This window comes from Candidatus Methylomirabilota bacterium (assembly GCA_035260325.1).
GTDB lineage: Bacteria > Methylomirabilota > Methylomirabilia > Rokubacteriales > CSP1-6 > AR19.
On sequence record DATFVL010000253.1, the window covers coordinates 1 to 20,048 of the forward strand.

Below are 20,048 nucleotides of genomic sequence, written 5' to 3' on the forward strand. Positions count from 1 at the left end.
CCTCGAGCGCCCGGCCCGCCGCTCCGTGCAGGGTCTGTCGCCGATGCGTCAGCAGGCCGTCGTACGCGACATCCTGGGTGAGCGCGTGCTTGAAGACGTACACGGGCTCCTCGGCCCCGGCGCGCTCATAGACGAACTCCAGGCGCTTGAGCTCGAGGAGGTGGGGGTGGAGCGCGCCCGCGCCGTCCCAGATGCGGTCGAGGAGCTTCTGCGGGAACTCACGCCCGAGGACGGACGCCGTCCGCACCAGGCGCTTGGTGTCCTCGGAGAGCCGGTCGATGCGCGCCATGATGACGCCCTGCACGGTGTGGGGGATCGCGTGAGCGGACTCTCGCTCGTCGCCGATCGCCAGCGCCAGCTCTTCGAGGAAGAACGGATTGCCCTCCGCCCGGCTCAGGATCGTCTCGGACAGCGAGGTGGACAGCCGCTCGCCCTGCAGCGCGGACTGGACCACGACCAGCCCGTCCTGGCGCGCCAGGGGCCGGAGGGTGATCTGCGTGGCGTAGGAGCGATCCATCCACGGCGGCCGGTAGCCGGGTCGGTAGGTCGTGATGAGGAGGATGGGCGCCGCGGTCAGGTTCTCCACCAGCGAGGCGAGGTACTCCTCGGACGTCTTGTCGATCCAGTGCACGTCCTCGACGATGAAGATCAGCGGCCGGCGGCGGCTCCCCTTGAGGCTCAGCTGTCGCAGGGTCTCGAAGGTCCGCGCCTTGATCGCCTCGGGGCTCAGGGCCTCGATCGCCCCACTGTCGTCTTTGACGCCGAGTAAATGGAGCAGGTACATCGTCCACTCCTCGGGCGCCATCCCGACTTCGCGCAGGCCGGCGGCCAGGCGCTCGGCGACGATGTCGGGGCCGTCGCCGTCGACGATCCCGCAGTTGTTGCGGAGGATCTCGACGATGGGCAGGTACGGAATCGAGCCACCGTAGGACACGCAGCGGCCCTCGAGGACCGTCGCGGGGCGGCTCCCGAGCCCGCGTCGGAACTCGTGGAGGAGCCGCGACTTCCCCATGCCGGGCTCGCCCACCACGCCGACGACCTGGCCGTGTCCGTCCGCGACCTGAGCGAAGAGATCCTGGAGCACGCCCGCTTCGCGCTCGCGCCCCACGAACCGGCCGAGCGAGCGCGTCGGGCGCTCGTCGAGCGCCGAGCGGCGCGCGGCCAGCCCGACGAGCCGGTACGCGGCGACCGGCTCGCTCTTGCCTTTGACGTGGAGAGGCGCGATGGGCTCGACGCGGACGCCCCCGTGGACCAGGCGGTACGTCGCTGCGCTGATCAGCACCGTGCCCGGCTCGGCCGCCTGCTGCAGCCGTGCGGCGAGGTTGGTCGTGTCCCCGACCGCCGTGTAGTCCATACGCAGGTTGTCACCGATCGTGCCGACCACGACGTAGCCGGTATTGATCCCCATCCGGACGGTGACGTCGACGGTGACGTCGGCCGACAGCGCCCGGCGGTCGCGGAGGCTGCCCTGGATGCCGAGGGCCGCCAGCACGGCGCGCCGTGCGTCGTCCTCGTGCGCGATGGGCGCGCCGAACAGCGCCATGACGCCGTCGCCCAGGAACTGATTGACCGTGCCCTCGTAGTGGTGGACCTCGGCCAGCACCAGCTCGAAGAATCGCTCGAGCACCTCGTGCATCGTCTCGGCGCCCAGGCGTTCCGCCAGCGCCGTCGAGCTGGCGATGTCGCAGAACAGCACGGTGACCTGCTTGCGCTCGCCCTCCAGCGCGCTCTTGGATGTCAGGATCTTTTCGGCGAGGTGCCGCGGCGTGTAGCTCTGGGGCGAGGCGAACCGCGCCGGGTCCCTGTCCGTCGCGGCGGCGGCGACGAGCGAACGGCCGCATTGCTTGCAGAATTTGTGGGCGCGGCTATTGTCGGTGCCACACTCCGGGCACGCGACGGCCAAGCGGGCCCCGCACTCCGGACAGAACTGGGCGTCGGCGGGAACCTCTCGGTGACACTGGAGACATTGCATGTGGTGTCCCGCCGGGTCTCACGGCGGGATCGGGGACGAGATTATGCCTCCGTCATCCGGTGGTCAAGGAGCGCCCGGCCTCGCTACAATAGGCCACTCGATCAAAGGAGACGCCCGTGAAGCTCGACGTCGGCATGCTGACCCACGATCTCAAGTCGATCCCGGGCTACGCCCGCAAGGTCGAGGCGATGGGGTACGACTGCCTCTGGTCCTCGGAGACCCAGCACGATCCCTTCCTCCCGCTGGCGGTCGCGGCCACCGTCACCTCGACGATCAAGCTCGGCACCGCGATCGCGGTGACGTTCCCGCGGAGCCCGATGGTCCTCGCCCACATCGCGTGGGACCTCCAGAAGGCCTCGGACGGGCGCTTCATCCTCGGGCTCGGCACCCAGGTGAAGGGCCACAACGAGCGCCGCTTCTCGGTGAAGTTCGAGTCGCCCGGGCCGAAGATGCGCGAGGTCGTCCTCGCCCTGCGGACCATCTGGGACGCCTGGCAGAACGGGACCAAGCTCAACTTCAAGGGTCGCTTCTACCGCTTCGACCTGATGACGCCCTTCTTCAACCCCGGCCCGATCGCGCACCCGAAGGTGCCCGTCTACATCGCGGGCGTGAACCAGTACATGTGCCGGATCGCGGGCGAGGTGTGCAACGGCCTCCACGTCCACCCGTTCAACAGCCCGACGTACCTGCGCGAGTACGTGCAGCCCGCGGTGAACGAGGGCCTCGCGGTCTCGGGCAGGAAGCGCGAGGACTTCACCTACGTCACGTCCACGTTCGTCGTCGTCGGCGACACGGAGCAGGAGCTCGCCGAGAGCCGCCGGTCGGTGAAGCAGCAGATCGCCTTCTACGCCTCGACGCGCACGTACGAGCCGGTGCTCGCGGCCCACGGCTGGCAGGACCTGACGCCCGCGCTCCATCGCAAGTCCGTCGAGGGCGACTGGAAGGGCATGGCCGACCTCGTCACCGACGAGATGGTGGACGCGTTCGCCGTCACGGGAACGTACGAGACGATCGGGCGGAAGATCCGCGAGCGCTACGCGACGCTGCTCGACCGCACCTCGCTCTACCAGCCCTACCAGCCGGGGCTCGACGACCCGCGCCTGCCGCGCCTGGTCAAGGAGTTCAACGGGTAGGCCGCTCGATCCATCATGGAGACACGCGCCCGCATCGCGACCGGATTTCGCGCCACGATCCAGAGTCTCGGCTGGATCGGGATGGAAGCAGGCATCTTCGAGCGTCTCGAGCTCGACGTCTCCTTCCCGGCGGTCGAGACCGGCGGCCCGGAAGCGGCGGCCGGTCTCGCGCGGGGCGACTGGGAGTTCGCCGAGATGGGCACCGCGTCGCTCGTCGAGAGCGTCCTCGCGGGCGACGAGGCGGTCATCCTCCTCGCGCCGACCGTGCCGTCGTGGACGGGCGTGCCCATCCTGGCCCGCCGGAGCATCTCGCGGCCGGCGCAGCTCGCCGGCGCGCGCATCGGCGTGCTCAGCGAGATCGGGCAGACGGGCGTCACGCTTCACGTGGCGCTCCGGGCGTGGGGCGTGACCGCGGCGCTCGTGTCACTCGAGACGAACGCCAAGATCTACGGGGCCCTCGCCGCGGGCCAGATCGACGCCGGCGTGCTCCCCTTCGACTACCGCTTCCGCGGGCCGCGAGAGTTCGGCCTGAACGTGCTCGATCCGCCGAGCACCGGCTTCCACACGGCCGTGGTGGGCTGCACGCGCCGGCTGATCGCCGCCGACCGCTCACTCGTCGGGCGGCTCGTCCAGGGGTACGTCGAGACGATCCACTTCTTCAAGACGAAGCGCGCGGCGGTGCTCCCGCTGCTCCAGAAGTTCCTCGAGTTCCCGGACCGGCGCACGGTCGAGGAGGCGTACGACTTTCACGTCTCACGGTTCCAGGCGCTGCCCCGTCCGAGCCCGCAGGCGATGCAGCGGCTCCTGGACGAGGTGGCGCTCGAGCGGCCCGCCGCAGAGGGCCTCTCGCCCGCGGACATCGTGGACACCTCGTTCCTCGACGACCTCGAGCGGACCGGCTTCGTGAAGAAGCTCTACGGTGACTGACCGGAAAGGAGGTCGCTGACGTCATGGCAGACCTGTACGCGCTCGGGGAGCGACCGCCGCTCGGCGAAGTGCCGAAGCGGATGCACGCCTACGTCGTCCGGCAGAGCCGCTTCGGCCCGCCGCGCGAGGCCTGGAAGCGGGAGGTCATCCCGACGCCCGCGATCGGCGCCGACGAGGTGCTGGTCTACGTCATGGCCTCGGGGATCAACTACAACAACGTGTGGGCCGCCCTCGGGACTCCGCTCGACGTGATCGCCGAGCGGCAGAAGGCCGGCGAGCCCGAGGACTTCCACGCGGGCGGCAGCGACTGCTCGGGCGTCGTCTGGGCCGTCGGCAAGGACGTCACGAGTGTCAAGGTCGGCGACGAGGTCGTCGTGCACAGCGGCTGGTGGCGGCCCGATGACCCGTGGGTGCGCTCGGGCAAGGATCCGATGCTCGCGGAGTCGACGCGCATCTGGGGCTACCAGACTAACTACGGGAGCTTCTGCCAGTTCGCGCGCTGCCAGGCCCATCAGTGCGTGCCCAAGCCCCGCCGGCTCACATGGGAGGAGGCGGGCTGCTATCTCCTCTGCGCCTCCACCGCGTACCGCATGCTCATGGGCTGGCCGCCGCACGTCGTCGAGCCGGGCGACGTCGTCCTCGTGTGGGGGGCGGCGGGAGGCCTCGGGAGCATGGGGCTCGAGATCACGCGCGCCCTCGGCGGGCGGGCGGTCGCCGTCGTCTCCGACGACGCGAAGCAGAAGTTCTGCCTCGACCACGGCGCCGCCGGCGTCGTGAACCGCAGCCGGTTCTCCCACTGGGGGCCGATGCCCGACACGGACGACGCGAAGGCCTACGGCGAGTGGGCCAAGGGCGCGCGCGCCTTCGGCAAGGCGATCTGGGACGCCCTCGGCGAGCGCGTGAGCCCGAGGATCGTCTTCGAGCACCCGGGCGAGGCGACGCTGCCGACTTCGGTCTTCGTATGCGCGACGGGCGGGATGGTCGTCATCTGCGCCGGCACGACGGGCTACAACGCCACGATGGACCTCCGCTACCAGTGGATGCGCCAGAAGCGCTTCCAGGGAAGCCACCTCTCGAACGACGCGCAGGCGGCGGCGGTCACGAAGCTCGTGGCCGAGGGCAAGGTGGACCCGTGCCTGTCGAAGACCTACGCCTTCGACGACATCCCGGAGTGCCACCAGCTCATGCTCGAGAACAAGCACCCGTACGGCAACATGGCCGTCCTCGTGAACGCGCCGAAGCCCGGGCAAGGCGCGCAGCGGTGAAGGCGCTCGCGTTCGACGAGTTCCATCTCGGCTCGCGCCGATCGTGGACGAGGTCGTGCGGCTCAAGAACGGCGCCGCCGCCCAGGGCCGCCTCGCCGAGGGCCGGCAGTTCAGCAAGATCGTCCCGACCGTCTCGGCCGGCGACGAAGAACGCGTCTGGCGTCTGGCTTCAGCGCTCCTCGTTCACTCGCTCCCAGGGCTGCGCCACAATCGATCGGACAGAATGCGCCAGCTCTTCCGCACTCCGCAGGCGCTCCACTTCAGAGATGCTGGCGTCCCATCTGTTTACGAAACGAATGAGGGCCTCGACTGCTTCAGGGCCGATTGCCAGTAGCGGCCCATCCTCAGGATGTCGGGGCGAGCACACCACAAACCGATTCACGTCGAGGATAGCTCCCTGTTCAACATCGTAGAACCAACGGGTGAGCTCCATCTCAAGCCTCCAGGGCCGGAATTGACTCTGTTCAGCCCAGAAACACGGTTTCGCGGTGCCACTCGAGATATTCGCGAGCGGGTTGATCCGTCTCGCGTCTGGGGAGATCGATTAGCTTGCCTTGATACGGGTAGTAACTCCTCCCGTTCGCGAAGTCCCGACGAAGCCGCTTGCCTACAAGTAACTGATGATCGGTCGTAATGGTGACGTAGCCCTGGTCGAAGAGCCGGTGAAAATCGGCCCGCAGAAGGATCCCGTTGGCCACTCGATGAGGACCGTCGGCCATGTACGATCGGATGTGCGCAGCTTCGAGCGCGGGCAGAGAATGCTCGCCTGTAATCGCGCAGGCCCGACGGTATGCCTCTGTCACAGCAACCCGGAAGGTTCCTTGGCCGAGCCGCAGCACCACAAGAACGGGTGCGCCATACCGAGATCCACTCGACTCGCCAGTTCTGTCAGCAAGAGGGGACCGAGCGCCGTGAAGACCCGCCGCGACGGCTAAACACTCCTGCCAGACCCGGGCACCCTCTCCCCGGTCCAAGTGGTACTTCTTGTCACTCTGGGTCCGCACCGGCCAGTCGCGCGGCGCCGGGACCCAGTGACTGGACGGAAAAAATTCCGGCTAAACGAGAAGAACGCACCCGATCTGTTCGGTGTCGGCTGGCCCGCGAAACCTCACCCGCTCGCGGATCTCGGATATCCGCTCGCGCATCTCGTGCAGACTCTCGCAGCCGTTCCCGGCGCCAAAGCTTTCCCACGCCAGCCAGACCGGCAGGCGGGCATAGCGCGCAAAGTATGCGAATCCGCAGATCGCGTTGTGTGGTGCTCGGAGCTTGAAGAGGAAGGGCGAGAACTCGGGCGCCTGGAAAGTTCGAGTCGCGGATGGCTTCCAGAAATTGACCTCTTCTGAATCGGACCGCGCGAGGAGTCGCTGATACCAGTCATAATCGGTGATCGCGACTGTGCCCTGCATTGGAACCCGCACTCATGTTAGCGGCATGTCGCACCCTCAGACAAGCGGCCTCCCGTCCGCTCAATGCTCCGGGCCACCTGCAGCCGATTCCACACGAGGTCGGTGTCATGCCTCGTCGTAGCCGGGGTCGCCCGGCAGGAGCACCCGGCGCTTGCCGCCCTCGTCGAGCACGCGCGGGCGGATCGTCGGGACCGGGCGCCCGGCGAGCCGGCGCAGCGCCTCGGCCGCCGACCCGGCGCTCTCGAAGAGCATGAGGTTCTTCACGGTCGGGTTGCGGAGCGAGATCTCGCCGCGCGTGGCTGCCTCGATCGCCTCGCGTGGCGAGAGCCAGCGGACCGCGATGACCTCCTTGCCGTCCACGGTCGCCTCCTGCCCCGCCGGCGCCTGGGCCGCGAAGAAGCGCGTGTCGAAGCGGAGCGGCGATTCCTCCGGCGTGATCCAGTGGGCGAAGTAGACGAGCCGGTCGGTCGCCAGGGTGAGCCGCTCGCTCGTGAGCATCGCCCGGAACGCGCGCTTGTCCGCGTGACAGGCGCGGCGATACGCTTCGAGCCGCGCCGGATCCAGCCCGAGCGAGTCGCCGCCGGAGCCGCGCGCGAGCAGGATCCCCACCTCCTCGAACGTCTCGCGGATCACGCCGATCCAGTACGCGAGTGCTGCGGGCGGCGCATGCTCGAGGCCGAGCACGCGGCCCGCCTCGCCCGGATCGGGCCCGGCGCACCACGCCGCGGCGTTGGCGGGGGCGTCGTCGGGTTCGATCTTGCCCCCCGGGAAGACGAAGTCGCCGGCGGCGAACGTGCTGGCGCGATGGCGCTGCATCAGGAGGACGTCGAACCCGCCGGAAGGGCGATCGCGGAGCAAGACCAGCGTGGCGGCGGCGGCCGGCGTGGCCGGCGTCGGTTTGACGGGCACGGTGTAGTGTGCCACCATTCCGCGTCCGCTGTCATTCCTTCCCGAAGGAGACGCCGCCATGGGCGCAGAAGCGCGCTTGAAGGAGCTCAGCATCACGCTGCCGCCGCCCGCGACCCCGGTCGCGAACTACGTCGGCGCGGTCCGGGTCGGCAACCTCCTGTTCGTCTCCGGCCACGGTCCGATCCGGAGCGACGGCAAGCCCATGGCGCGCGGCAAGGTCGGCCGCGAGCTCAGCGTCGAGCAGGGCTACCAGGTGGCGCGCGAGGTCGGGCTCTCGCTGCTCGCGACGACGCGCGCGCAGCTCGGGAGCCTCGACAAGGTGAAGCGCGTCGTCAAGGTCCTCGGCATGGTGAACTCCGCCGAGGACTTCGGCGACCAGCCCAAGGTGATCAACGGCTTCTCCGACCTCATGGTCCAGGTCTTCGGCGAGGCGACCGGCAAGCACGCGCGCTCCGCGGTGGGCATGGCCGGGCTGCCGATGGGCATTCCCGTCGAGATCGAAATGGTCCTCGAGGTAGAATAAGCGCCGTGGCGCCGCTCTTCGACCTCGCCGTCACGCTCATCTCGCTCGTCTTCCTCGCGATCCTCGGCACCATCGCAGGCGTGGCGATCCCCGGCCTCTTCATGGTCGTCGTCGCGCCCTGGCTCGACCGCTTCCTGCCGGAACGAGAGCCGCGCGGCTGAGCCCGGCGGCGCGTCAGCGCCGCGACCCGTCCGCGCCCGCCGTCCCCGCCAGCAGCGCCGGCACCGTGCGCAGCGCCTCGGCGACGCGGGGGCCGTGCCAGGAGAAGGGCTTGCCGTCCACGAGGTGGATCCGGCCTCCGCGCACCGCGGGAACGTCGCGGTACGGCGCCCAGTCGGCGAGGTGCGCCGCGCGAAACCTGAAGGGCTCGTCGGGCAGCAGGATGACCCGGGGACACCGCGCGGCGACGTCGTCGAGCGTCACCGCCGGGTAGCGCTCGGGCCGGTCGGCGAAGACGTTCCGCCCTCCGCAGACGGCGAGGACGTCGCTGATGTAGGTGTCGGCGTTGACGGTCATGTAGGGCTCCCGCCAGATCGCGTAGAAGACGTCCACCGGCGGGCGCGTCGCGCTCGCCGCGCTGACGCGCGCGTAGAGCGGCTCGAGCTCGGCGAGGATGGTCGCCGCGCTGGCGGACGCCCCGGTCAGCTCCCCGAGCTCGCGGATCAGTCGGAGGCCGTCGGCGACGGTCTTCGGATACGTGACCCAGACGGGGATCGACCAGGCGCGCAGGGTCTCGATGTGCGCGCGGACGTTCTCCTCGACGTTGGCGACGACGAGGTCGGGGGCGAGGGCGCGGATCTTCTCAAGGTCGGGATCCTTCTCGCCGCCGATCCGCGTCTTCGTCCGCGTGACCTCCGCGGGCTCGCGGCAGTAGACGGTCACGCCCACGAGGGCGTCGGCGAGGCCGAGGGCGCAGAGGGTCTCCGTCGTGCTCGGGATCAGCGAGACGATCCGCCGCGGCGGCCGCGGCAGGGCGAGCGCGACTCCCGAGGCGTCGACGCGCGCGGTCACGCGATCCGGCGACTCCGCAGGCGATCCACCAGCGCGAAGACCTCGCGCGTCCGCTCGGCGACCTCGCGGTCCCACTTCATGATCTCGTCGAGCGGCGCCTTCCGCTCGATCGCGTCCTCGAGGTTCGTCACGGCCACCCCGAACACCTTCAGCACGCGGCGCGTCTCCTCGCTCGGCATGATGGATTCTCCGTCAGTCCAGGGCGAGCTCGGGCGCGTCTTTCCAGCGCGGCTCCCCCTCGGGCTTGAAGTTCTTCGTGCTCACGAAGTGCATCCCGTGGTGCAGGTTCAGCTTGAACTTGCCGCCGCCGTAGCGCGCCTGGATCCAGCCGGCCGGGTCCTCGAGAAGGGGCTCCATCTCGGCCGCGGGGAGGCGCGCCAGCCACTTGAAGCGGATCGTGCCCGCGTGCGGCTCCTGGACGCCGAGCGTCGCGGTGAACTCGGGCCAGACGCGCGCGAACTCCTCGAGGATCTGCCGGCGCGTCGGGCGCTCGACGCCGCGATTGAGCAGGTTACGCTTGAGATACGGCTCGATCAACTCCCAGCACCACGCGGCGATCACGGCGGCCGGAGTGTACCATGGCCGCGTGAAGCAGGAGATCCGCGAGCGCGTCTGGACGCTCCTGACCGAGCGCCGCGTGGCGCGCTTTCCCCTGCCGCTCCACGACCGCATCCCGAACTTCGCGGGCGCCGAGGCGGCGGCCGCGCGGCTCGCCGAGACGCCGGAGTGGAAGGCGGCCAAGCGCCTCAAGTGCAATCCCGACGCGCCCCAGCGCGCGGTGCGGCTCCGGGCGCTCCGCGAGGGCAAGCTCGTCTTCATGGCGGTACCGCGGCTCCGCGACGCGCGCTGCTTCATCCGGCTCGACCCGGCGAGGCTCGGCGCGCGGCTCGGCGAGGCCGCGACGATCGCGGGCGCCGCGAAGCTCGGCGAGCCCGTCGCCCCGCGCGCCCTCGGCACGATCGACCTCGTCGTGGCGGGCAGCGTCGCCGTGAGCCCGGACGGCGCGCGCGTCGGCAAGGGCGGCGGCTACAGCGACCTCGAGTTCGCCCTGGCCCGCGAGCTCGGCGCCGTGGATCAAGACACCCCGGTCACGACGACGGTCCACGAGCTGCAGGTCCTCGACGGGCCGCTCCCGATGACGGACCACGATGTCCCCCTCGACCTGATCGCGACGCCGGAGCGGGTCATCCGGACGCGGCGCGCGTTCCCGAAGCCGAAGGGCATCCGCTGGGAGGAGCTCGGCGAGGCGCAGCTCGCCGCGATGCCGGTCCTCGCGAGGCTCCGCGCGCGATGAGTGACGTCTAGAGGGAGCCCGCATGGAGCAGGGCGAGCGTCGGTCGTTGGCGCCGAACGTGGATCCAGATGACCGCGTGGTCCTGTTCGACGGCGTGTGCCGGCTGTGTGGTGCGTGGGCACGATTTCTCATCCGCTTCGATCGAAGGCACGCGTTCAAGCTCGCCTCGATCCAGTCCCAGGAAGGACAGGCCATTCTGGCCTGGTATGGCTTGCCGACGGACCGCTACGAGACGATGCTGTTGGTCGAGGGGCCGCGGCTCTACGTGAAATCGGCGGCATTTCTCAACGTGATGCGCGGTCTGCCGTTTCCCTGGTGGCTCGCCGCCGCGCTTGGGGTCGTGCCGAGTGTCCTGCGAGATTGGCTCTATGACCGCATCGCGCTGAACCGCTATGCCATCTTTGGCAAGTTCGAGTCGTGTATGCTCCCGACGCCGGACCATGAGAGGCGCTTCCTCGCCCGAAACAGGAGGGGCGTATGAGCAGACCAGACGATCTCGAGCGGCTCACGGCCGCCCTGCGATTCGCCTATTCGGGCGAGCTCGCCGCCGCGCGGGCGTACCGGGGCCATTGGCGATCCGTCCGCAACCCCGAGGACCGCGCGCAGATCCTGAAAATCGAGAACGAAGAGTGGCGTCACCGCGACCTCGTCGGTGCGATGCTCTCCCGGATCGGGGCGGCGCCGTCCCGAGAACGGGAACGACGCGCCCGCAGGGTCGGGCGGACTCTCGGATTTCTCTGTCACGTCGTCGGCTGGCTCCCGCCCATGTACGGTGCCGGCAGGCTCGAGTCCCGCAACATCAAGGAATACGAGACGGCCGCACGCCTGGCCGTGAAAGCGGGCCGGCCGGAGCTCGTGGACTGCCTGCTGGCCATGGCGGAGATCGAATGGGACCACGAGCAGTATTTTCGGTCGCGCGTGCAGGCGCATCGCCTGGCTCCGTGGTTGCCTCTCTGGCCGGCGCCGCCACCGAGGAGTGAGATCCGGGACTCCTTCAGCCGGGAGATGATCGCGATGGGCACGGCGCCTCTCGGGCCGCTGCGGGACGGGGCGGTGATCGCGGCGGGGCGCTAGGTCTGGCTCGGCCTGAGCCACGCGCGCGTGAACTCGGGCGGGCGCCACGCGGCGAGACGGTCGAGGAGCTCCACGGGCGTCCGCCCCCAGAGGAGGAGCGCGGCGTACTCCGGCCGCACGAATCCCTCCTCGACCGCGTGGGCCAGCATGCGACGGAGCCCGTCCCAGTAGCCCTGCACGTCGAGCGCGCCCACGGGCTTCGCGTGGATGCCGAGCTGCGCCCAGGTGAGCACCTCGAGCGTCTCCTCGAACGTCCCGAGGCCGCCCGGCAGCGCGACGAAGGCATCCGAGAGCCGGGCCATCGTCGCCTTGCGCTCGTGCATGGTCGGCACGACGCGCAGCTCGCTGAGCCCCGGGTGTGCGAGCTCGCGGGTGGCGAGCGGCCCGGGGATGACGCCGACCACCTCGCCCCCGGCCGCGAGCACGGCGTCGGCGAGGGCGCCCATGAGGCCGACCGAGCCGCCGCCGTACACGAGGCCGAGCCCGCGCCGCACCAGCTCGGCGCCGAGGTCGCGCGCGGCCTCCGCGTACACCGGGCGCGCGCCCTCCGCGGAGCCGCAGAAGACGCAGACGCGCTTCACAGCGACGCCGCGAACTCGGCCGAGAGCGTCCCCGTGAAGACCTCCTCCACCGGCCCCTCGAGCCGGAGCGACCAGTCGGGCCGCACCTCGATGACGAGCTCGCCGCCCGGCATCCGCACCCGCACGCGGCCGTGATCGCAGAGCCCGTTCCTCACGGCCGCCGCGGCGGCGCCGCACGAGGACGATCCGGACGCGAGGGTGTAGCCGGCGCCGCGCTCCCAGATGAGGATGTCCAGGGCGTCGCGCGCGCGGACGCGCGCGAACTGGACGTTCGTCCGGTTCGGGAAGGCCGGATGGTTCTCGAGCAGCGGGCCGAGCCGCCGGCAGTCGGCGTCGTCGAGCCGCTCGACGAAGGTCACGCAGTGGGGGTTCCCGATCGAGACGGCGGTCACCATGAGCGTGGTGCCGTCGCCGAGCTGGAGCGGCACGCCGACCACGTCGCGCTCGGGGCCGTGCATCGGGATCTCGGGCGCCCGGAACGTCGCGCGCCCCATCTCGACGGTGACGAAGTTGACGCGGCCGTCCGCGACGTGGCACCGGCACTCGACCACGCCGCCCTTCGTGTCCACCGTGAACGTCGGCCGCTTCGCGTGGCCGTGGTCCCAGAGGTACTTGGCGAAGATGCGGAGGCCGTTGCCCGACTTCTCGGCCTCGCTCCCGTCGGGGTTGAAGATGCGCAGGCCGAAGTCGGCGCGCGCCGTCGGCACCAGCAGGAGGATCCCGTCGGAGCCCACGCCGCGGTTCCTGTCGCAGATCTTCTGGATCGCGCGGACGGAGAGCGGCGCGCGCAGGTCGGCCTCGTTCAGGACGACGTAGTCGTTGCCGAGGCCGTGGCCCTTGGTGAACGGGATCATGGCCGGTGGAGCTCCACGCGACGGCCCGTCGCCGCCGAGAGGTACCCCGCGTAGATCACCTCGACCACCTCGCGCGCGAGCAGCGCCCCCGAGAGGGGCTCGCGCCGCTCGCGGATCGCGTCCACGAAATCCGCGAGCTCCTGCGGGTAGCCGCGCATCCAGTCCTCCTCGGGGCTCGGGAACTGCCAGCCGCCCTTGGTCTCGACCTTCTCGGTGATGTACTCGTCGCCCCACACGGCGCCGTCGGGCGCGTAGGCGGCGACGGCGTTGTTCGGGTTGATGTTCGCCTGGACGACGCCGTTCGTCAGGTAGGCCGTGACCACGTTGCGCACGCCACCGAGCGTGATGTCGTTCGAGTGCACGGTCGCCTTCGTGCCGTCCTCGAAGGTGACGACCGCGACGGCCCAGTCCTCGACGTCCTCGGCGCGCGTCCTCATGTACAGCTTGCGGTCGGCGACGGCCGGCAGCTTGGTGAGCTGGGCGACGTCGGCCGTCACCGCGCGCGCCCGGATCGGGCGGCCGTCCCGCTTGATCCCCTCGTAGTGCTTGAGGTGGAGGACGACGCCGACCGGGTGGGAGCCCATGCGGAGGAGCGCGCCGCCCCCCGCGCTCCGCCAGCGGCTCGCGTACGCGGCGTGGGAGCCCGAGTGGCTCTCCTCCGCGCGCAGCTCGAGGATGACGCCGCCGCTCGCGTCGAGGAGCCGCCGGAGCTTCGCGACGGGCGGCGCGTAGACGAAGTCCTCGGCGTAGCAGAGCGTCACCCCGGCCTTCGCGACGGCGTCCAGGACCGCGTCGGAGTTCCGCAGCGCCTGGGCCAGCATCGCCTCACGCGGCTCGGTCCCCTCGCAGAACGCCCCGGTCAGCGGCTTCTCGACGATCACGTGCTTGCCGGCGCGCGCCGCGTCGATCGCGATCGCGTGGTGGCTGTCGGTCGTCGTGCACACGTCCACGACGTCCACGTCGGGCGACGCGGCCAGCTCGCGGTGGTCGGTGAACACGCGTGGGATCCCGTGCCGGCGCGCGAACGCCTCGGCGTCGGCGCGCGTCCGCGAGCACACCGCGGCGAGCTCGACCTTCGCGGGGACGAGCGGCCGGTAGTTCACCGCGTGGAGGTCCGCGGCGAAGCGCGCGCCGACGATGCCGATGCGGAGGGGCGTCACGCGAGCCTCGCCCGGAGCCAGGCCGTCACCCGCTCGCGCCGCGAGCGCACGTCGCACGGCAGGCGGTGGCCCCACTTCGTCCTGAACCGCTGCATGACCTCGCGCCGGGCCGCCAGGTCGCGCCGCTCGCTCTCGGGCCGCGCGCCGAACTCGCGGGCGCGCGTGCCGCCGCCGTGGTGGACGAAGGGCGCGCGCACGACGAGGCAGCGCCGGCCGCGCTCGCGCACCGCGAACGAGAGGTCGCGGTCGAGGCACATGCAGACCGAGTCCACGACCGCCACCTCCTCCCACGGCGGCCGGACGGTCGGCGCCACGGCGAGGCGGTGGACGATCGTCCGGCCGACGTAGCGCCCGCTCCGGCGCAGCCGCTTGACGCCGTAGAGCCCGGCGAGCCCCGCGGGCTCGACGAGCTCCGTGTCGTTATGGATGACGCAGACGTTCTCGGTCCCGCTGAGCCGCCAGGCCTGGTTCAGCGCCGCGATCACCGAGTGGTTCGCGCTGTTCCGCTCGTAGCGCAGCGGCCACGGGTGGTCGAAGCGCTCGAAGAAGCGGGGCGTGTCGTCGGTCGAGCCGTTGTCCACGACGACGAGCCTGAACGGCTCGGTCGTGGCCCGCAGGCTCTCGAGGCAGGCGCGCGTGAGCGCGAGCTGGTTGAACACCACCATCGCGATCGTGACCCGCGCGCCCAGGGCGGGGCCCGCCGCGGCCTAGCGGCGGTCGATCGGGACGTACGTGGCGTGCGTCGGCCCGGTGTACTCCGCGCGGGGGCGGATGAGCCGGTTGTTGGCGTGCTGCTCCATGACGTGCGCGGCCCACCCCGCGACCCGGCTGATCGCGAAGATCGGCGTGAACTGGTCGGTCGGGATCCCCATGGACTTGTACGCGGCGCCCGAGTAGAGGTCCACGTTCGGGAAGATGTGCTTCTCCTGGCTGACGACGCGGGCGACCGTGTCGAGGATCTCGACGTAGCTCGTGTTGCCCGCCTGCCGCCCGAGCTCCGCCGCGAGCCGGCGCAGGTGCTTGGCGCGCGGGTCCTCCACGCGGTAGACGCGGTGGCCGAAGCCCATGACGCGCGCGTGGTCGGCGAGCGCCTTCCGGATCCACGCCTCGGCCTTCGCCGGGGTCCCGATCTGCTCGACCATCAGCATGACCTGCTCGTTCGCGCCGCCGTGGAGCGGGCCCTTGAGGGCGCCGATCGCGGAGACGATCGCCGAGTGGAGGTCCGACATGGTCGCGGCCGTCACGCGGGCGGCGAACGTGGAGGCGTTGAACTCGTGGTCGGCGTGCAGGATGAGCGCGACGTCGAAGGTTTTCTCCTCGAGCGGCGTCGGCCTGGTACCCCGCAGCATGTAGATGAAGTTGGCGGCGAGCGAGAGCTTGGGGTTCGGCGCCAGGAGGGCCTTGCCCCGGCGGATCCGCTCCCAGGCGGCCACGAGGGTCGGCATCTGCGCGGTGAGCCGGAGGGCCTTGCGCGCCGTGGCCTCGCGCGAGTTGTCGTGCGCGTCTGGGTCGAAGGCGGCGAGTGCCGACACGCCCGTGCGCAGCACCTCCATCGGCGTCGTCTTCTTCGGGAGCGCCCGGAGCATGGCGATCATCTTGGCCGGGAGCCGGCGGGTGCCGGTCGCCGAGAGCACCTTCCGGTGGACCTCCAGCTCCTTCCGGCTCGGCAGGCCGCCGTGCCAGAGGAGGTAGACCACCTCCTCGAAGGTCGAGTGCTCGACGAGGTCGTTGACGTCGTAGCCGCGATAGACGAGCCGGCCTTCGCGCCCGTCGATGAAGCAGATGTCCGACGTCGAGACGACGACGTCCTCGAGACCGCCCTTGCTCTCGATGGTCATGGGCTCCCTCGCCGCGGCAAGATGCGAACCGGCTTGCTTTTTATCACACGTCGCCGGACGCTTCAAGCCGCCGCCATGCGCGCGAGCGACTTCTACGACCACCACCCTATCAGCAAGCAGCAGGTGCTAGCCGCCGTCGCGCGCCGCCGCGGCGGCGACCTCTCCCGCCTCACCCCCGACGAGCTGTTCGAGTTCGACCAGGACCACTACGGCGGCCTGGCCGCGGTGGACGCGCTGGCCCGGCGGGCCGGGATCACGGCGGCGAGCCGGGTCCTCGACGTCTGCGCGGGCCTCGCCGGCCCGGCCCGCTTCCTCGCGAGCCGGCGCGGCTGCCGCGTCGTGGCCCTCGAGCTCCACGCCGGCCGCGCCGCCGGCGCCGCCCGCCTCTCGCGCCTGGTGGGGCTCGCCGGGCGCGTCCCCGTCGTCCGCGGCGACGCCACGGCGCTTCCGTTCGCCGCGGGCGCCTTCGACGCCTGCGTCAGCCAGGAGGCGCTCCTCCACATCCCCGACAAGCTCGTCACGCTGAGTGAATGTCGTCGCGTTCTCCTGCCCGGCGGCAGGCTCGCCTTCACGGACTGGATCGCGCGGCCTGGCCTCGGCGAGCACGAGCGCGCGCGGCTCCGCGAGTGGATGGCGGCGACCACCGTGCAGTCCCTGGACTCCTACCGCGCGCTGCTGGGGCGCGCGGGCTTCACGGCGGTCGAGGCCGAGGACCTGTCCGACGAGTGGCGCGCGGTCCTCCGGCGGCGCCTCGACATGTTCCGCGCGATGCGCGCCGACACGGCGGCGCGGCTCGGCGACCAACGCGCCGGCGAGTACGAGGAGCTCTACGCGTTCTTCGGCGGCCTCGTCGAGGCGGGCAAGCTCGGCGGCGGGCGCTTCAGCGCCTCACGCTGACCCGCGCGGGCGGATCGGCGCGAGCGTCGCGTCGAGCGTGGCGAGCGTGTAGGGCTTGCCGATCACGAAGGCCACGCGCGCGACCTCCTCGGGCTTGAGCTCGCGGCCCGCGGCCCAGCCGGTGACGAGCCCGATCGGGAGGTCCGGCCAGCGGGCCTGGACCACGCGCACCACGTCCCAGCCGTTCATCCCGGGCATGCCGAGGTCGGTGATCACGACGTCCACGCGCTCCCCCGACTCGAGCCGCTCGAGCCCCTCGCGGCCGCTCGCCGCGGCGACGACCGTGTGGCCCAGGACCCCGAGCGAGTCGCCGAGCGCCTGGCGGACGAGGACCTCGTCGTCGATCAGGAGGATCTTGATCGGTGTCGCCGACGGCGTGGGCGGCGCGGCGTGGGCGTCCGGCGCCGTCGCCGCGTCGGCCTCGGGGAGCCGCAGGGTCACGACGGTGCCGCGGCCGGGCTCGCTCTCGATCGAGAGCTCGCCGTGATGCCGCTGCGCGATGCCGTGGGCCACGGAGAGCCCGAGGCCCGTGTTCTGCGGGCCCTTGGTCGTGAAGAAGGGCTCGAACGCGCGGCGGCGCACCTCGTCGGTCATCCCGACGCCGGTGTCGGCGACCGTGCACACGACGTGGCCGTCGGCCGCGCCCGTCGTGATCGTGATCGTGCCGCCCTCGGGGAGCGCGTCCACCGAGTTCAGGAGGAGGTTCATGATGACCTCGCGGAGCGACGGCGCCTCGCCCACGACGGGCAGCACGGGGGCGAGGCGCGGCACGACCTCGATCGTGGCCCCGCGGACGTGCGCCTGGTCCTGCCAGCGCGGGCGCGTCAGCTCGACCACCTCGCGCACGAGGTTGCTCAGATCCACGCGCGCCACGGGCTCGACGGGCCGGACGCCGGTGAAGCCGAGCACGCGGCGCACGACCTCGGCGGCGTCGAGCGTCGCCCGCTGCACGACCTCGAGCGGCCCGCGGATGCCGGGGTCCTGCACCTTGAGGAGGAGGAGCTGGTTCCGTCCCGCGACGACCGAGAGCAGGTTGTTCAGGTGGTGCGCCATGCCCGAGGCCATCTGGCCCATCGCGCGGAGCGTCTCGCCCTCGACGATGCGCGCCTGGGCCGCCTTGAGGTCCTCGAACGCCTGCTGCAGGCGCGCCGCCGAGCGCTGCGCCTCCTCGAGGAGCCGCGCGTTCTCGAGCGCGTAGGCGACCTGGGCCAGGAGCGTGTTGAGGAACTGGAGGTCGGTCGGGCCGAAGCTCCGGGCCGGGTCGCCCGTGGCGAGCGTGACGACGCCGATGATCCGGTCCTCGACGCGGATCGGCAGGCAGACCGCGTCGCCGGCGAGCTCGGGCTCGCCGAGCTGCGCCACGCGCCCGGCGATGCCCTCGCCCACGGGCACCTCGCGTGCCGCCGCGCCCTCCTCGCCCGTCCCGCGCGCCGCGACGGCGCGGAGCACGCGGCGCTCCGGGTCGAGCAGCATGATCGCCCCGCTGCGCGCGCGCACCGTGCGCATGCTGCGCTCGAGCACGAGGTTCAGGAGGTCCTGCATCTTGGGAACCCGCGAGGCCAGCTCGACCAGCTCGTTCAGCGCCGAGAGCTTGAAGACCAGGTCTTGCAGCCGGTCGGTGGACGCGCGCAGCTCCTCGAGCATCCGCGCGAACGCGCCGCCGATCTGGCCGATCTCCGTGACGCGGCCGAGGCCGGGCACGGCCGACTCGACGATCCCGTCGCCCGGCGCCGCGCCCGGCTCGGGCACCGCGACCGCCGCGGCGAGGCGCGTGATCTGCCCGACCATCCCCCGGAGGACGACGAAGCCGAGGACCGCGAGCACGAGCGAGAGCAGCAGGCTGATCTGCGTCTCGAGCGTCCACAGGGCGCCGCTCGTGCGCAGGACGGGCAGGAGCGCCAGCAGCGGCAGGAGGGCCGCGAGCGTGAAGATGATGGCCGCCGCGCGCCGCAGCCCGATGGTCTCGGAGAAGAACGAGCCTGGTCGCATCGCCGGGGCCTCAGCGGAACCGCTTGAGCAGATCCTTCAATTCGCCCTCGATCTTCTTACGGTCGGCGTCGCGGACGAGCGACGCGGGCTCGACCCGGATGGACGGCGACGCCGCCGGGCCCGTCACCTTCGCCTTCACCTCGGCCTTGTCGCGGCTCACGACGACGTCGAGGTTCATCCGGCCCGTCGCGAGGCCGTACTGGCCCGCGACGGCCACCCTCATGAGGCGGCTCGCGTAGAGGAGGTCGCGGGTCGTCACGACGCCGTTCGCGATCTGGTAGGTCCCGGTGATCGAGTCGAACTCGAGCGGCGCGCCGGAGGGCACGTCGGTGCCGAGGAGCGCGGAAACCGCGCCACCCACCCGGACGAGGCCGCCGAGCAGCTCGAGCGCCTGGGTGCCGACGACGTGGCCCGGACCGATCCGCAGCCGGCCAGGGCCGGAGAGCGTGTTCCAGATGTCGGCGGCGCTGAAGGCGAGCGCGCCGTCGAGGTCGAGCGGGCCCGTCACCGCGTAGCTCTGGCAAAGGAAGTCCACCAGCACACGCTCGACGGGGAGCCCCTTGATGGCGAGGTCGCCGAGCTCGACGCGCGTGCCGCGGTCGAGCGTCGCCGCGAGGCTCAGCGAGATCGTCCCGCCCGCGAGGCCCGCGCTGACGGGGCGGCTCGTGAGCCGCGCCCCGTCCCAGGCCACGCTCTCGAGCTTCAGCGGTACCAGCGTCAGCGTGCGCCGCCTGGGCTCGGCGCAGGCGGCGACCTCCTGCGTGACGCGCGCGCTTGCCAGCTCGACCGCGCCCGCGGCCTTTGGCGCGCCGAGCGTGCCGCTCAGGACGAACGCGCCCTTGATGGGGCCCGCGATCGCCGGCGCCCGGCCGAGGCCCGCGGCGACCAGCCCCGCGACGTCCTTGCCCTCGACGCCGACGCGGGCGTGGAGGGGGGCCTCGAGCACGCTCTTGCCGTTCAGCGCGAGCCGGCCGTCGGCGATCGTCACGCGAAGGTCGCCCGGCTGGACGCGCGCCGCGCCCTCGAGCGTGAGCGCCCCGCCGCGCGCGCCCAGCGTGAGGTCGAGGTCCTCCACGCGGTAGTTCGCGAGCGCGCCCCCCCCGCCGCGGGCCACGTAGGTGACGGTGCCCTTCTCGATCGTCACGCGTCCCGGCAGCGCGCCGGGCGCACCCCCGCCCGCCCCGCCGCCCGCGCGCCCGGCGCGGCCCGCGCCGC

The 20,048-nt window shown here is 71.5% G+C and carries 24 protein-coding genes; 10 read left to right on the top strand and 14 right to left on the bottom strand.

The features are described 5' to 3' along the window. A partial coding sequence (locus VKG64_16340; protein ID HKB26605.1) for an AAA family ATPase occupies nt 1–1,972 on the bottom strand: 1,972 nt, incomplete at its 3' end. A 116-nt stretch (nt 1,973–2,088) separates the two neighbouring features. On the opposite strand from VKG64_16340, the gene VKG64_16345 reads away from it, so the two are divergent. The 4 genes from VKG64_16345 to VKG64_16360 are packed head-to-tail and all read left to right on the top strand — an operon-like array spanning nt 2,089 to nt 5,631. After that, entirely contained in the window at nt 2,089–3,105 is a 1,017-nt protein-coding gene (locus VKG64_16345) for a TIGR03617 family F420-dependent LLM class oxidoreductase (GenBank protein HKB26606.1), read from the top strand. A 15-nt stretch (nt 3,106–3,120) separates the two neighbouring features. Further along, nucleotides 3,121–4,032 (top strand): ABC transporter substrate-binding protein, encoded by a 912-nt coding sequence (locus VKG64_16350; GenBank protein HKB26607.1) that lies wholly within the window; start codon nt 3,121–3,123, stop codon nt 4,030–4,032. A 23-nt stretch (nt 4,033–4,055) separates the two neighbouring features. Further along, nucleotides 4,056–5,297 carry a crotonyl-CoA carboxylase/reductase gene (gene ccrA / locus VKG64_16355; protein HKB26608.1) on the top strand — a complete coding sequence of 414 codons (1,242 nt, stop codon included), beginning with the start codon at nt 4,056–4,058 and terminating at the stop codon, nt 5,295–5,297. 43 nt (nt 5,298–5,340) lie between these two features. Further along, nucleotides 5,341–5,631, top strand: coding sequence for a hypothetical protein (locus tag VKG64_16360; GenBank protein ID HKB26609.1), 291 nt, complete (start codon nt 5,341–5,343; stop codon nt 5,629–5,631). A 130-nt stretch (nt 5,632–5,761) separates the two neighbouring features. Here VKG64_16360 and VKG64_16365 read toward each other — a convergent pair whose 3' ends face one another. From VKG64_16365 to VKG64_16375, 3 genes are all read right to left on the bottom strand, one after another. Then, entirely contained in the window at nt 5,762–6,139 is a 378-nt protein-coding gene (locus VKG64_16365) for an HNH endonuclease (protein HKB26610.1), read from the bottom strand. A 213-nt stretch (nt 6,140–6,352) separates the two neighbouring features. Then, a complete protein-coding gene (locus tag VKG64_16370; GenBank protein ID HKB26611.1) occupies nt 6,353–6,703 on the bottom strand; it encodes a hypothetical protein in 351 nt (116 codons plus the stop codon). A gap of 105 nt (nt 6,704–6,808) precedes the next feature. Continuing rightward, the gene (locus VKG64_16375) at nt 6,809–7,630 is read right to left on the bottom strand and encodes an NUDIX domain-containing protein (GenBank protein HKB26612.1); all 822 of its coding nucleotides are present in this window, start codon (nt 7,628–7,630) and stop codon (nt 6,809–6,811) included. A gap of 40 nt (nt 7,631–7,670) precedes the next feature. Here VKG64_16375 and VKG64_16380 point away from each other — a divergent pair, with 40 nt between their 5' ends. Together VKG64_16380 and VKG64_16385 are read left to right on the top strand one after the other, a co-directional pair. Next, nucleotides 7,671–8,135 (top strand): RidA family protein, encoded by a 465-nt coding sequence (locus VKG64_16380; GenBank protein ID HKB26613.1) that lies wholly within the window; start codon nt 7,671–7,673, stop codon nt 8,133–8,135. 5 nt (nt 8,136–8,140) lie between these two features. Continuing rightward, nucleotides 8,141–8,296 carry a hypothetical protein gene (locus VKG64_16385; protein ID HKB26614.1) on the top strand — a complete coding sequence of 52 codons (156 nt, stop codon included), beginning with the start codon at nt 8,141–8,143 and terminating at the stop codon, nt 8,294–8,296. A gap of 13 nt (nt 8,297–8,309) precedes the next feature. Here the strand turns inward: VKG64_16385 and VKG64_16390 are convergent, their stop codons facing one another. The 3 genes from VKG64_16390 to VKG64_16400 are packed head-to-tail and all read right to left on the bottom strand — an operon-like array spanning nt 8,310 to nt 9,707. Next, nucleotides 8,310–9,146, bottom strand: a complete 837-nt coding sequence (locus tag VKG64_16390) for a cobalamin-binding protein (protein ID HKB26615.1) — start codon at nt 9,144–9,146, stop codon at nt 8,310–8,312. Beyond that, the gene (locus VKG64_16395; GenBank protein HKB26616.1) at nt 9,143–9,325 is read right to left on the bottom strand and encodes a hypothetical protein; all 183 of its coding nucleotides are present in this window, start codon (nt 9,323–9,325) and stop codon (nt 9,143–9,145) included. Before VKG64_16395 ends, VKG64_16390 begins: the two co-directional genes overlap by 4 nt. Nucleotides 9,326–9,338: 13 nt before the next feature. Next, the gene (locus VKG64_16400; protein ID HKB26617.1) at nt 9,339–9,707 is read right to left on the bottom strand and encodes a hypothetical protein; all 369 of its coding nucleotides are present in this window, start codon (nt 9,705–9,707) and stop codon (nt 9,339–9,341) included. A gap of 25 nt (nt 9,708–9,732) precedes the next feature. Between VKG64_16400 and VKG64_16405 the strand changes: the two genes are divergently transcribed. The 3 genes from VKG64_16405 to VKG64_16415 are packed head-to-tail and all read left to right on the top strand — an operon-like array spanning nt 9,733 to nt 11,514. Further along, nucleotides 9,733–10,440 carry a 5-formyltetrahydrofolate cyclo-ligase gene (locus tag VKG64_16405; GenBank protein HKB26618.1) on the top strand — a complete coding sequence of 236 codons (708 nt, stop codon included), beginning with the start codon at nt 9,733–9,735 and terminating at the stop codon, nt 10,438–10,440. 22 nt (nt 10,441–10,462) lie between these two features. Then, nucleotides 10,463–10,921 carry a thiol-disulfide oxidoreductase DCC family protein gene (locus VKG64_16410; GenBank protein ID HKB26619.1) on the top strand — a complete coding sequence of 153 codons (459 nt, stop codon included), beginning with the start codon at nt 10,463–10,465 and terminating at the stop codon, nt 10,919–10,921. Further along, a complete protein-coding gene (locus VKG64_16415) occupies nt 10,918–11,514 on the top strand; it encodes a ferritin-like domain-containing protein (GenBank protein ID HKB26620.1) in 597 nt (198 codons plus the stop codon). The genes VKG64_16410 and VKG64_16415 overlap by 4 nt, the downstream gene beginning before the upstream one ends. Here the strand turns inward: VKG64_16415 and VKG64_16420 are convergent. The 5 genes from VKG64_16420 to VKG64_16440 are packed head-to-tail and all read right to left on the bottom strand — an operon-like array spanning nt 11,511 to nt 15,947. Next, nucleotides 11,511–12,095 (bottom strand): TIGR00730 family Rossman fold protein, encoded by a 585-nt coding sequence (locus VKG64_16420; GenBank protein HKB26621.1) that lies wholly within the window; start codon nt 12,093–12,095, stop codon nt 11,511–11,513. The two genes, VKG64_16415 and VKG64_16420, sit on opposite strands and share 4 nt — an antisense overlap. Next, nucleotides 12,092–12,949 (bottom strand): diaminopimelate epimerase, encoded by an 858-nt coding sequence (gene dapF, locus VKG64_16425; GenBank protein HKB26622.1) that lies wholly within the window; start codon nt 12,947–12,949, stop codon nt 12,092–12,094. Before dapF ends, VKG64_16420 begins: the two co-directional genes overlap by 4 nt. Then, nucleotides 12,946–14,109 (bottom strand): Gfo/Idh/MocA family oxidoreductase, encoded by a 1,164-nt coding sequence (locus VKG64_16430; protein ID HKB26623.1) that lies wholly within the window; start codon nt 14,107–14,109, stop codon nt 12,946–12,948. The genes dapF and VKG64_16430 overlap by 4 nt, the downstream gene beginning before the upstream one ends. Then, nucleotides 14,106–14,774, bottom strand: coding sequence for a glycosyltransferase (locus tag VKG64_16435; protein HKB26624.1), 669 nt, complete (start codon nt 14,772–14,774; stop codon nt 14,106–14,108). Before VKG64_16435 ends, VKG64_16430 begins: the two co-directional genes overlap by 4 nt. 42 nt (nt 14,775–14,816) lie before the next feature. Next, nucleotides 14,817–15,947 carry a citrate/2-methylcitrate synthase gene (locus tag VKG64_16440; GenBank protein HKB26625.1) on the bottom strand — a complete coding sequence of 377 codons (1,131 nt, stop codon included), beginning with the start codon at nt 15,945–15,947 and terminating at the stop codon, nt 14,817–14,819. 75 nt (nt 15,948–16,022) lie between these two features. Here VKG64_16440 and VKG64_16445 point away from each other — a divergent pair, with 75 nt between their 5' ends. Then, on the top strand, nt 16,023–16,844 hold the full coding sequence (locus tag VKG64_16445) for a methyltransferase domain-containing protein (protein HKB26626.1): 822 nt from the start codon (nt 16,023–16,025) through the stop codon (nt 16,842–16,844). Here the strand turns inward: VKG64_16445 and VKG64_16450 are convergent. Both VKG64_16450 and VKG64_16455 read right to left on the bottom strand, forming a co-directional pair. Then, a complete protein-coding gene (locus VKG64_16450; GenBank protein HKB26627.1) occupies nt 16,836–18,833 on the bottom strand; it encodes an ATP-binding protein in 1,998 nt (665 codons plus the stop codon). The genes VKG64_16445 and VKG64_16450 overlap by 9 nt on opposite strands. Before the next feature lie 10 nt (nt 18,834–18,843). After that, on the bottom strand, nt 18,844–20,048 hold a 1,205-nt coding region (locus tag VKG64_16455), incomplete at its 5' end, for an AsmA-like C-terminal region-containing protein (protein ID HKB26628.1).